This window comes from Caballeronia arvi (assembly GCF_001544695.2).
GTDB lineage: Bacteria > Pseudomonadota > Gammaproteobacteria > Burkholderiales > Burkholderiaceae > Caballeronia > Caballeronia arvi.
This window is the reverse complement of sequence record NZ_FCOM02000017.1, coordinates 18,296-30,424: the sequence shown is the minus strand read 5'-3', so window position 1 is coordinate 30,424 and position 12,129 is coordinate 18,296. Positions and strand designations below refer to the sequence as shown.

Genomic DNA, 12,129 nt, shown 5'->3' with positions numbered 1-12,129 from the left:
CGCGATTCCTTTAAAGCCCGAGCATCATCTTCGCGATGATGTTCTTCTGAATTTCGTTGGAGCCGCCGAAGATCGACAGCTTTCGATTGTTGAAGTACTGCGCGGCTGCCGTCGATGCTTCGGCATCCGTATCATCTTCGAATGCTTCTTCGATGAACGGCTGCGCATACGGCCCCATCGCGCGGCGCATCAACGACGAGATCTCCTGGCGAATTTCGGTTCCGCGAATCTTGAGCATCGAGCTTTCCGCGCCCGGCGCGCCGCCGCCCGCAACCGCCGCGAGCACACGCAGGTTCGTCGTTTTCATGTTCTCGAGATCGATCTCCACACGCGCGAGTCGCGCGGCGAACAAGGGATCGTCGATCAGCGCACGGCCATTGCTCTGCATCTTGCCCGCAGCCGCTTTCAGGCGGCCCAGCGCTGCAACCGAAAAGCCCACGCCCGCAATATTCGTGCGCTCGTAGGTCAGCAGATACTTCGCATACGTCCAGCCCATGTTCTCCTCGCCGACGAGATTCGCGGCGGGCACGCGGACATCGGTGAAGAAGACTTCGTTGACTTCATGCTCGCCGTCGAGCGTGATGATCGGACGCACTTCCACGCCCGGCGTGTTCATGTCGATCAGCAGAAAGCTGATGCCTTCCTGCTTGCGTGCATCCTGCGAGGTGCGCACGAGGCAGAAGATCATGTTCGCGTAGTGCGCGAGCGTGGTCCACGTCTTCTGTCCGTTGACGATGTAGTGCTCGCCCTGATCATCGATACCGCGCACCGCCGATGTGCGCACCGCCGCGAGATCAGAGCCCGCGCCCGGCTCCGAATAACCCTGACACCACCAGTCGGAGCCATCGAGAATGCGCGGCAGCCAGTAGCGCTTCTGCGCCTCGCTGCCGTACTTGATGAGCACCGGCCCGAGCATGTTCACGCCGAAGGGCACGATGCGCGGCGCGCCCGCAATCGCGCATTCGTTCTCGAAGATGAACTTCTGCACCGCGGTCCAACCGGGTCCGCCGTATTCCTTGGGCCAGTGATTCGCGAGCCAGCCTTTCGAGTCGAGAATGCCGTGCCATTGGGCCATGTCGTCGCGTGTCAGGCGCTTGCCCGTGCGTACTTTTTGCGCGATGCGCTCCGGCAACGACGTGCGCAGGAATTCGAGCACTTCGGCACGGAACGACTCTTCCTCTGCGGTGAATTTCAGGTCCATGACGGCTGATCCCTATGAAGATTGATTCAGGCTCGCGAAATTCTTGCCACGCTCGACGAGATCGACGATCAATGGCGATGCGCGCCAGAACAGCGGATCGTCCTTCGCGAATGCGCGGATATCGGCGAGCACGCTGGCAAGGCCGATAGTGTCCGCGTAGTGCATCGGACCGCCGCGATGACGCGGAAAACCGAAGCCGTGCATCAGCGTGGCGTCGACATCGAGCGGGCGCTGCGCAATGCCTTCATGCACGATGTTCGCGCCTTCGTTGATCATCGCGGCCATGTAGCGGCGCACGATCTCGTCGTCGCTGAACATGCGCGGCGTGATGCCAGCACGCGCGCGCTCTGCGTCGATGATCGCCTCGACTTCCGCATCCGGCTTGCCGATGCGCGCGCCATCTTCGTAGCGATAGAAACCGCGTCCCGTCTTCTGGCCGAACCAGCCGCGCTCGCATAATTCATCGCCGATACGCACATAGCGCGCGTTCGGATCGCGCGTCGCGGCGCGGCGCTTTCTCGCGGCCCAGCCGATATCGCCGCCGGCGAGATCGATGACCTGATACGGGCCCATCGGAAAGCCGAAGTCGCGCACAGCTTGATCGATCTGATACGGCGATGCGCCGTCTTCCAGCAAATGGTCCGCCGCTGCGCGATACACCGCGAGCATGCGATTGCCGATGAAGCCATCGCACACGCCCGCGCGCACCGCCACTTTCTTCAGCTTCTTCGCGAGCTCGAAGCCGGTCGCGACGACATCGGCGGCGGCGCGCGCGGGCACGAGCACTTCGAGCAGCTTCATGATGTTCGCCGGCGAGAAGAAGTGCAGCCCGAGCACGTCTTGCGGACGCGAGATGCTCGCCGCGATCTCGTCGATGTCGAGATACGACGTGTTGGTCGCGAGCACCGCGCCCGGCTTGCACACGCGATCGAGCTCGGCAAACACGGCTTTCTTCACGGCCATATCCTCGAAGACGGCTTCGATCACGAGATCGGCGTCGGCGAGTGCGTCGTAGCGCGTGGCGCCTTCGAAGCGCTGCAGTGCGCGCACCTTCGTTTCCTGCGGGATGCGCCCTTTCCCGATCAGCGCGTCGTACACGTTTTCGACGTGCGCGCGGCCGCGTTCGAGCGATGCATCGTCGCGTTCGATCATCGTCACCGCGCGGCCCGCATCGAGCAGCGCGACGGCGATGCCCGCGCCCATCGTTCCGCCGCCGACGACGCCCACCGAGCGAATCTCGCGCGGCCTGGCGTCGCGCGTTTCCGGCGACTTCTGCACCTCGCGCTCGGCGAAGAACGCATGCACGAGCCCCGCGCGCTGCGGACTTTCGCGGCATTCGAGGAATCGTTCGCGCTCGAAGCGCAGACCTTCATCGAAGGGAAGATTCAGCGCCGCTTCCACGCAATCGACGATCTTCAGCGGCGACAGCAGCCCACGCGATTTCTTCTGCGTTTGCGCGCGCGCGGCCGCGATCGCGGCGTTGCTCGCGTCCTTGTCCGCGAGACCGCGCGCGTTTTTCGTGCGACGCGGAGCGGCCTGCGTCGCGATGAGTTCGTGCGTGTAGGCGAGCCCTTCGGCGAACACGTCATCGCTCTGGCCGACGCGATCGACGAGACCGAGACGCAGCGCTTCCTGCGCGCCGACGTGACGGCCGCTCAGCATCAGCGACAACGCGGCCTCGGCGCCGATCAGACGCGCCGAGCGCTGCGTGCCGCCCGCGCCGGGCAAAAGACCCAGCAGCACTTCCGGCAGGCCGAGCTTCGCACCCTCGACGGCGATCCGGTAATGCGACGCCAGCGCGATTTCCAGCCCGCCGCCGAGCGCCGCGCCGTGGATCGCCGCGACGACCGGCTTGCTGCACGCTTCGATACGGTTGCACGCGTCGGGCAGCGACGGCGGCACTGCCGGCTTGCCGAACTCGCGGATATCCGCGCCGGCGATGAAGCCGCGGCCCGCGCCCACGATCAGCACCGCGCGCGCGGACGCGTTCGCATCGGCGGCGTCGATCGCGTCGATGAGGCCGCGCCGCACGGCGGCGTTGATCGCGTTGACGGGCGCATGATCGATCGTCACGACGAGGACGCTGCCGCGCAATTCGTGTTGGACGGCCGCGGTTTCGGGCGCGCTCGAGAGCGTCATGGATCGAGTCTCCTGATTGGATTTTTTTCGGAATGGCGTGGATGCATTCTCGCGGGGAAAGGCATCCTTGACAATTACAGCGACGATTGACAGACTGTCAAATCGCTTTTGACAATCAATATCGCCATGGATGTCAACGAACTCACGCTGCTGGTCGAAATCCTCGATGCGGGCAATCTGAGCGAAGCCGCGCGCCGCCTCAAGATGAGCCGCGCCAATGTCAGCTATCACCTGAACCAGCTCGAAAAGTCGGTCGGCCTGCAACTCGTGCGGCGCACGACGCGCCGCGTCGAGCCGACCGAACTCGGCCTGAAACTGTATGAGCATGGCCTGTCGATCCGCAACGCGCTGCTCGCGGCGCAGGAATCGGTGTCGACGCTCGGGCAACGGCTACAGGGACGCGTGCGGCTATCGGTGCCGAGCGGTTACGGGCAGCTCGTGATGTCGGAATGGCTGATCGCGTTCAAGCGGGAGTATCCGGATATCGTGCTCGACGTGATGTTCGAGAATCGCGTCGAAGATCTGATGCGCGATGAAGTCGATATCGCCGTACGCGTGATGCCCGAGCCGCCGCCGAGCCTCGTCGCGCGCGATATGGGGCCGGTGCGTTATGTCGCGTGCGCGTCGTCGGCGTATGCGCAGGCGCACGGCATGCCGACGCGGCTCGAAGAACTGCGCGTGGCGCCGGTGATCACCGCGTCGGTGGTCGGCAAGCAGACGCGGGTGGCCGCCTATCTCGGCGACGAACGTCATGAAGTGCTGCTGGAGCCGAGCGTGATATCGGAGAACTTTCTCTTTCTGCGCGATTCGATTCTCGCGGGGCTGGGCGTCGGGATCGTGCCGGATTATGTCGTGATGGAAGACATGCGGCGCGGCGATGTGGTCACCGCGCTCGATGAATGGCGTCTCAGCATCTTCGGCACGCACATGTACATGCTGTATATGCCGAACCGGCATCACACGCGCGCGACGCTGGCTTTCATCGAGTTCATGCTCGATCGGGCGCAGAAGGCGGGACGGGGGCGGCATTGACGCGTCGCTCCCCCTCTGCAAACCACATCGCCACCGACATCACCGCAATCCCCGCAAGCTGCACGCTGCTCAATCGCTGATCGAAATACCACCAGTCGATGACGATGGCCACCGCCGGATAAACGAACTGCAGCACCGCGATGCGCCCCGTATTCATACGCGCCATGCCGATGTAAATGAGCGTATAAGCCAGCCCCGTGTGGATCAACCCGAGCCCCGCGAGCCACGCCCACGATACGCCCCACGCGGGCCATCCGTGCTCCATCGGCCAGATGCACAGCACCAGCGTGCCAACCGCGCATTGCCACCACGCGAGGACGCCGGCCGGCATCTCACGCAGCCGTCTCGCGATGATGGTCACGCACGCCAGACAGAACGAACCCGCGATGCATGCCGCAACGCCGATCCAATAGCCGGCGTTCAGCGTGCCGCCCGTCGCATGCTCTGCGATGCCGGTCGCAAGCACCAGTCCGAACATCGCGACCGCCACCGCAACGATGCGCCGTCTGCCGATCGCCTCTTTGAGCAACAACGATGCGAGCACCAGCACCCACATCGGCTGAACATGGAACAGCACGATCGCGACGCCCGCCGAAATGCGCTCGACCGCGCTGAAGAAGAGCGCCCAGTTCAGCACCATCAGCATGCCGGCGGCGAGCACCCACGGCCCAGTGCGTCGCGTCAGGCGCAGAAAACGCGTTTGCCCGCGCAGGATCACCCACGCGCTCATGCCGAGCAGCCCGAATGCGCAGCGAAACCACGTCGCGGTCAATGGATCGGCGTGGGCCTCATGCAGGAAAACGCCGATGGTGCCAAGCAGCACGCAGCCGAGCAAAAAAGGCCAGGCGCCTGGCGCGCGGCGCTCCGCAAAGCGCATTGTCGTGTGAAGGGTATCCATGCCCGCAGTGTGTGCCCCGATGATGCGAACGAAAAGCGCATAATTCGAACGTCATTCATTCGATTTTCGAAAGCATCGCAGAGACCATGAAACAACACGATCTGCAAACCGACTGGCTCAAATGCTTCGTCGCGGTCGTCGACGCGGGTTCGCTGTCGAGCGCGGCCAGCGAAGTGCATCGCTCGCAATCGGCGGTGAGCATGCAGTTGAAGAAGCTGGAAAGCGCGCTGGGAATGCGGCTCATCGAGCGGAATTCGCGTACGCTCGAACTGACCCACGACGGCCAGACGCTGCTCGGCTACGCGCGGCGCATTCTCGATCTGCACGCCGAAGCCCACGTCGCGCTGCAAGGCGAGCAACTGAGCGGCCGCGTGCGCCTCGGCGTGCCTGACGACTACGCGGCGAAGTATCTGACGCCCGTGCTCAAACGCTTTGCAACGAAACACAGCGGCGTCGAGATCGAACTGATCTGCGAGCAATCGACTTCGCTGATTCCGCGTGTCGCGAACGGCGAGCTCGATATCGCGCTGGTGTCGCGCGATCACGGCCGGCGCGGCACGCTGCTCTTTCATGAGCCGATGGTCTGGGTCGGTGCGGCGCAGTTCGAGTCATGGCGGCGCGATCCGTTGCCGATCGCCGTCTACGAGAGCACGAGCCTTGCGCGGCGCGGCGCAATCAATTCGCTCGCGCTGCAAGGGCGCCGCTACAAAGTGGTCTACAACAGTTCCAGTCTCGCCGGGCAGATTGCGGCCGTCGAAAGCGGTCTGGCCGTCGCGGTGCTTACGCAATGCAGCGCGCCGGAGCATTTGCGCATTCTCGGCAGCGACGAAGGTCTCGGGCCATTGGAGCCGATGGAAGTCGCGGTATATCGAAGCCGCGATTCACGCGGTTCGAAAGCGGTCGATAGCCTGCAAAGCCTGCTCGTGAAGACGCTCAGGCAATCGACGTCAATCTGATCGATGCAGGCGTGACGCGATGCCTTCGATCTCCACCAGTAGATCGGCGCGGCAGATATCGACCTTCAGATAGCGGATGTTTGCATCGGGATGAAACGCGCTCTTTGCGAGTTTCGTTACCGATGGCAGGTCGGTCGCGTGCCGATAATAGACCTTGATCTGGTCGATATCGCGCAGCGCGTAGTGTTGCGAGCCGATCAGATGCGCGATGTTGTCGACAGCGACGCCCCACTGCTTGTGCAGATCGCCCGCATGCATCGTCTCGTGCCCGAGAATGCTGGCCGTGCCCGATACGAATAGCGCATCGCCCAATTGCGTGCCGCGCGCGAAGCTCGGCGCTTTCGGACCGTAGCGCTGCGGATATTCGTATGCGGGCGTCTGACGCGAATTCTCGATGTGCCTGACCGCGCTCTCGCGGCACGCCAGAAAATAGAAGCCGACGCCATCGCCCCATGTGCCGATGCCCGTCGCCGCCGGCATGCCCGAGGCCGACGCGTAGTCCTCTTCGAATGCGACGGCGCGTCCGCGGCAGAAATCGCGATACACCTCCAGCCCTTCCCGATTTTCGTCGTTGATATGCGGGATGAAGTTCCACATGCGGAAAATCTTCGGAAAGCCCAGTTCGCGCACGAGCGCAAACGCATCGCCATAGGCTTGGCGCGTGGCGTCGGTGTATCGATCGGAAGACGGGATGAAGCCTGCGCAAAACAGAAACTCGTCGTCGTGAGCGAAGACGAGGTCGTTGAAGGTTCCGCTGCGAATCGGCGCGGCGGCTGGCCAGATTTCGGCGAAGCCATTGCGCGCGTCGTCGTACATGTCGAGGTGCAGCGTCGGCACGCCGTTCTCGATGCTTGGCCGCCCGCTCGTATCGCCGAAAACGATGCGTGCAAGCACGCCGCTTTCGCACGTCTCGTCGATACGGACGAAGCGGGACGCGATCATGAAACCTGATCCGGCTCTTCGGCGGACGGGTCGCCGAAAAGATCCGCGGTCGCGACGCGATCCTGCTGTAATGCAGGCAAGGTGCCGCTCTTCACTTGTTCGAGAAGCTCCGGCGGCAGCCAGGTCTCCTCCATTGCGCTGATGCCGTTCTCGATCATCTGCTGAAGAAAGAACGATTGCTTGCGCCCCGTCACTTCAGCCAGTAGTCGCAGCCGTTGCTCGAATTGTGGATCGACCCGCACTGCGACCACCTTCAACTTGTTTTCGGCGGTCCTTCTCACTGCACGCTCCTGTCACGTTCGTTGCGCGCCGCGAGGCTTGGCGCGCGCATGCGGTGCTTATACCACACGCGTCGGCGACGACGTGTGGCAATGCGGAGAACGATCGTGCGAGAGCGATGGCGAAATCAAGCCGTTTGCTTAGCGTGCGATGGAAGTATCACGCGGTCGGGCAGTATGAGTTGAACGGCCTCGCTTGCGATTCCGCTTACTTATGCGCAGCCGTATAGGACGGTGTAAGCCGGTTGCGTTCGCCAACCCTCTCCAGGATTACAGGCCCTGCCTGAATTTCACGCAATCCAAGCATCCTCGCCGCCGCCAACGACAAATCAATGACGCGTCCTTTGATGTACGGTCCTCGATCGTTGATGCGGACGATCACCGATCTCGTCTTCGATCCATTGCTGACACGAACGTAGGTTCCAAACGGCAGCGTTCGATGTGCCGCCGTCAAAGCATGCATGTCGAAACGCTCGCCGCTCGCCGTACGACGCCCCTGAAACTTCTTGCCGTACCATGACGCCCTGCCAGCCTGCACGAAATCCGTGCTCGCTTGCGCAGGCGGCTTCAGTAAGAGCGGCGCACTCTGAAGTCCAATGGCCGATGGGACATTCACGCTGGAAGCAGCAGAATCCGGAGACGATTCGGACTGCGTTGCAATTTTAATATCTGCCGAACGGCTTTCTTCCGCCGACGGATTTTTTACTTGTCCGGCACAACCCGCGAACAGCAGACAGGCAGTCCATGACAACACTCGATACGACACGGCTTCTCTCCTTGAATCATGAGAAGGTCCGAAGGCCTGACGGGATTCGGAATGTCAGGCAGTAACGCCGTACGTTTCGGGAAGTTGACCAGACGGTCCTGCAATCAAAATCTTTGACAAACATGCGGCGCGTTCAGTGAAATTCGCCCGAGCGTTGCTTTCCGATTCGAGGAGCCATGTCGATATCGACTCGGATTACTCTTATGGTTGAACACGGTTGATTGCTCTACTGTCCCGAACGCTTTCATTACCTAGGGCAACAGCAGAGTTCCGGCTCGCGAACCTCTGGTTTGTCTCGTTGAAATCAGCATTCGATGGCCACTTCATGAAGCCTCTGATCCCGTTTCTCATCGTCGCGGCAAGCGTAGCGGTGTGCTGCATCGCTCACTCTGTCACGGTTCGTGACAAGAGAGCCGGAGCGCAAGGTGGCGTCGACGGATCGAACTCCATACCGGCTACCGAGGCCGTCGTGAGAGCGCCCGATCGCAACTACTGGGGAAAGCATCGCAGCACGTCTAAGGCCCGGGCACGTGGACATGACAGCAAAGAACCCAGCACGGATCATGAACCGTTTGCCACTGAGGCAACTCAGCATTAAGAAACGGTTCCGGAAAGGGTTGGTAGCGGCCCAAGTAAAGTCATCAGAAGGTCAACGAATTCAAAAGATGTCGTATCGATTCAGTCTTACCAACGGGCGTAGCGTCCTGCTCCGGAACACGGTCAGGACCGGCCTCATGTGCATCCCGTTTATCGCGGCCGGTTGCGCGAGCAATGCATCCAAACCGGAAGCGCAACCCGTCATATCCGGTTCGCTCATCGCACCCACTCCCGCTACGGCGCTGCCCGCGGGCTACTACGTCGCCGCGCCAGGCGACACGCTGGCCTCGATAGCGAACGCTTACGGACGCAGCGTCACGGAGCTCGCCTCCTGGAACGCGATCCCCGCTGACGGTGCGTTAAGCGTGGGCCAGCGGTTGCGAGTCGGTCCACCTGCGGCTTCATCGTCCCGCCCGACTCAGTCCGAAGCCGTCCAGCCCGCTTTGGGAAAACAAGCCGCCGACCGATTCCCTTGGCCCGCAACTGGCCCGCTCATCGCAGCCTTTGGAGCATCGGGTTCGAAGGGAATCACAGTGGGCGGCGCCACCGGTGAATCGATCAAATCGGTTCGGAACGGACGTGTTGTCTATGTGGGCAGCAAAATCGAGGGATACGGAAACCTGGTCGTGGTCAAACACGACGAGCATCTCATCACGGCCTATGGCAATGTTCATCGCGCACTCGTGCGCGCAGGCGCGTCTGTGAAGCAAGGACAGGCGATTGCAGAAATGGGCGCTCAGGCTGATGGCAAGCCATCATTTCTCTTCGAAGTACGAATAGATCGATCACCGGTGGACCCGCTGGGCTATCTAAGTGCGAGAAATCCGCAGTAACGCGTGAACGGCGCACGGTGATGAAGCGCGATATGGCTGCAAACCATATCGCGCGGCCTTCATTCACGAGCTGCCTCATCGACACACTCCATTCCCGGCTGAGAACTTCGCCCGCGCCGGACTCTGCCTCATCTTCTCCAGTTAGATCTTCTCGACGGCCGGCACGTGCTGCGCCTACCGCGAGATGCCCTGCGCATCACGCGTCATCGGGGTCATCGTCGCAAAAGCCGTCTGCGTGCATTGCTTAGCAGATTCGCTTCGTTGGCGAATGCGATCTACTCCCATAACGTAGATGGATGACGTCTTTAAATCATAACGCGTACATGGCCTTGCGCAACGGCGCGTTCGTCTGACTCGACATCCAGGGGAGTATCGAACTTGTCTCGATCCATTTCATCGCGGCGGCCACGCGTCGTCGGCATCGGCGGCACGACGCGGCCGCAATCATCGACCGAACGGGCGCTCGCTTTTGCGCTGCGCGGCGCGCAGGAAGCCGGTGCGAGCGTGCAGCTCTTCGGCGGCGCGTTCCTGCACAGCCTGCCGCACTATGCGCCGGAAACGCGCGAGCTCACCGACGAGCAGCATGAACTCATCGAAGCGGTGCGCGCGGCGGATGCGCTCGTCATCGCGACGCCCGGTTATCACGGCGGCATCTCGGGGCTCGTCAAAAACGCGCTGGATACGCTGGAAGAGCTGCGTCTCGACGAACGTCCCTATCTCGACGGCCGCGCGGTCGGCAGCATCGTCACGGCATATGGATGGCAGGCGGCGGGCACGGTGCTCACGTCATTGCGCTCGATCGTGCACGCGCTGCGCGGATGGCCGACGCCTTTCGGCGCCGCGGTCAATACGCTGGAAACGCGCTTCCAATCCGCCGATACGTGTTCCGATCCGAAAGTGGTCGAGCAGCTTCGCACCGTGGGGCGGCAGGCTTCGACCTTTGCGCTCGCGTTCGGCGCGGCGCGCGCGGACGAACATCACGCGGTGGAACGACGCGTCGCGCTTGCGCAGGATTGAATGTCGAACGATGATGCTGCGCATCGCGCGCAGCTTTCCGTTTCAGTGCAGCGCCGACTCGCCCGGCAACTGGAATGCGTCGACGGTATAGCCCATGTTGAAATATCCCGCGCGCGCGTAGGCGGAGATGTGCTCGAGCTGTTCCGCGCGCGTGGTGTCGTTCTGCGTTGGCGCGGTCTGCGCCGCGTCGTCTTTCGTGAAGTGCTTACGCACGTATCGAGTCAGAAAGTGCGGCATGGATCGGCTCCGAATGCATGAATAGCTCAAATCTAGGTCGTAAAGAACGCCTGGACAAACAAGCTTTTCTGAAATGCATTGCAGGCCGCGCCGCCGTGAGGCATCAGGCTGCGTGCGCGCCGAACTCGATCCGGTCGAAGACGGCGCTGACGGCCGGCGAAACGAAGCAGCGCATCGCCTGCACGTGCGAGTCATCGAGGAAGTTGTTGTCGCGATAGACGCCCGCTACTTTCACCAGTCGATCGAGCACGATGCGGTGAACGATGGACGTGTCTTGCCCATAGTCCCGCGCATTGGCCGTGACGAGTCTGTCGACCGCGCGCACGGTGTTGATGAAGGCGTCCGCATGAGCCTCGAGAAGGCTGGAGTACATGGCTACTATGCGCTCGATGTCTTTTGGATCGAGACCGGGATACCACAGCGCCAGAAGGCGGCGCCGGGCGATTTGCAGGTACTCGCGGGCCACGTCGTGCCGGCTGTTGGTGAAGCTGCCCCCATGCGACCTGTGTTCGGTGAGCACTTCGTCGACATTGGCGAGCTTGCCGCCGGCGGCCATGACCGAGGTCAGATAATCGAGATCTTCGGCGCTTGCGGCACACTCGTCGAAGCGGATGCGATGCCTCCGGACGAACGAACCTCGCACCATCAGCGTGCCGCCGCTTATCGTGTTGAGGCCGTCGAACAAGTGCGCCTTGATGTCGCCGTCGCCGAGCGCGCAATACGCGATGCCATCGGGAACATCGCCGAACACGCGCGCGTGCGATCCCGCGGCGGCCAGGCGGTCGTTGTCCCTGAACGCGGCGATCTGGACGGCGAGCCTTTGCGGGAGCGCGATATCGTCGGAGTCGAGACGCGCGATAAACTCGCCGCGAGCCGCATCGAAGCCGGCGTTCGACGCAATGCTGATGCCCTGGTTGCGGTCGAAGTGTATGAGACGGATGCGCGGGTCTTCGCCGGCGGCCTGCCGGGCGGCAGCCAGGGTCTGGTCGGTCGAGCCGTCGTTCACGACGATGAGCTGCCAGTCATCGAGCGTCTGATGCTGGATCGAGGCGATCGCTTCGCCGATGAATGATTCGGCGTTGAAGGCCGGAATGACGACAGTGACGAGAGGAGAGGATGACAAGGCTATCTCGGGCATGAAGAGGCCCGGACGATTGCGGCGCTGTCCGGCCAAAGGGAGTCTGAAGCGTCCGAGTATAGGTTCTTACGTTGGATGGCTTTCTAGGAGGTCTC

The 12,129-nt window shown here is 62.3% G+C and carries 12 protein-coding genes; 4 read left to right on the top strand and 8 right to left on the bottom strand.

The window, feature by feature from the left end:
- Positions 1-10: 10 nt before the first annotated feature.
- Complete coding sequence (locus AWB74_RS20005; protein ID WP_061148475.1) at positions 11-1,201, bottom strand: acyl-CoA dehydrogenase family protein; 1,191 nt, start codon at positions 1,199-1,201, stop codon at positions 11-13.
- Between the two features lie 12 nt (positions 1,202-1,213).
- On the bottom strand, positions 1,214-3,340 hold the full coding sequence (locus tag AWB74_RS20000; RefSeq protein WP_061148474.1) for a 3-hydroxyacyl-CoA dehydrogenase NAD-binding domain-containing protein: 2,127 nt from the start codon (positions 3,338-3,340) through the stop codon (positions 1,214-1,216).
- A gap of 126 nt (positions 3,341-3,466) precedes the next feature.
- Between AWB74_RS20000 and AWB74_RS19995 the strand changes: the two genes are divergently transcribed.
- Positions 3,467-4,372, top strand: coding sequence for a LysR family transcriptional regulator (locus AWB74_RS19995; RefSeq protein WP_061148473.1), 906 nt, complete (start codon positions 3,467-3,469; stop codon positions 4,370-4,372).
- Here the strand turns inward: AWB74_RS19995 and AWB74_RS19990 are convergent.
- Positions 4,329-5,270 (bottom strand): DMT family transporter, encoded by a 942-nt coding sequence (locus tag AWB74_RS19990; protein WP_235024629.1) that lies wholly within the window; start codon positions 5,268-5,270, stop codon positions 4,329-4,331. The two genes, AWB74_RS19995 and AWB74_RS19990, sit on opposite strands and share 44 nt — an antisense overlap.
- An 86-nt stretch (positions 5,271-5,356) precedes the next feature.
- Here AWB74_RS19990 and AWB74_RS19985 point away from each other — a divergent pair, with 86 nt between their 5' ends.
- Entirely contained in the window at positions 5,357-6,226 is an 870-nt protein-coding gene (locus AWB74_RS19985) for a LysR family transcriptional regulator (protein WP_061148472.1), read from the top strand.
- Here the strand turns inward: AWB74_RS19985 and AWB74_RS19980 are convergent.
- From AWB74_RS19980 to AWB74_RS19970, 3 genes are all read right to left on the bottom strand, one after another.
- Positions 6,218-7,168, bottom strand: coding sequence for an FkbO/Hyg5 family chorismatase (locus AWB74_RS19980; RefSeq protein ID WP_061148471.1), 951 nt, complete (start codon positions 7,166-7,168; stop codon positions 6,218-6,220). The two genes, AWB74_RS19985 and AWB74_RS19980, sit on opposite strands and share 9 nt — an antisense overlap.
- Positions 7,165-7,449, bottom strand: a complete 285-nt coding sequence (locus AWB74_RS19975) for a hypothetical protein (protein ID WP_061148470.1) — start codon at positions 7,447-7,449, stop codon at positions 7,165-7,167. The genes AWB74_RS19980 and AWB74_RS19975 overlap by 4 nt, the downstream gene beginning before the upstream one ends.
- 205 nt (positions 7,450-7,654) lie before the next feature.
- Positions 7,655-8,212: a septal ring lytic transglycosylase RlpA family protein gene (locus AWB74_RS19970; RefSeq protein ID WP_087039113.1), complete on the bottom strand. Its 558-nt coding sequence runs from the start codon at positions 8,210-8,212 to the stop codon at positions 7,655-7,657.
- Between the two features lie 734 nt (positions 8,213-8,946).
- Between AWB74_RS19970 and AWB74_RS19965 the strand changes: the two genes are divergently transcribed.
- Both AWB74_RS19965 and AWB74_RS19960 read left to right on the top strand, forming a co-directional pair.
- Positions 8,947-9,642 (top strand): peptidoglycan DD-metalloendopeptidase family protein, encoded by a 696-nt coding sequence (locus AWB74_RS19965; protein ID WP_160110288.1) that lies wholly within the window; start codon positions 8,947-8,949, stop codon positions 9,640-9,642.
- 378 nt (positions 9,643-10,020) lie between these two features.
- Positions 10,021-10,659: an NADPH-dependent FMN reductase gene (locus tag AWB74_RS19960; protein WP_061148468.1), complete on the top strand. Its 639-nt coding sequence runs from the start codon at positions 10,021-10,023 to the stop codon at positions 10,657-10,659.
- 42 nt (positions 10,660-10,701) lie between these two features.
- Here AWB74_RS19960 and AWB74_RS19955 read toward each other — a convergent pair whose 3' ends face one another.
- Complete coding sequence (locus AWB74_RS19955; protein ID WP_061148467.1) at positions 10,702-10,896, bottom strand: hypothetical protein; 195 nt, start codon at positions 10,894-10,896, stop codon at positions 10,702-10,704.
- 103 nt (positions 10,897-10,999) lie between these two features.
- Complete coding sequence (locus AWB74_RS19950) at positions 11,000-12,034, bottom strand: glycosyltransferase family 2 protein (RefSeq protein ID WP_235024628.1); 1,035 nt, start codon at positions 12,032-12,034, stop codon at positions 11,000-11,002.
- Between the last annotated feature and the right edge of the window lie 95 nt (positions 12,035-12,129).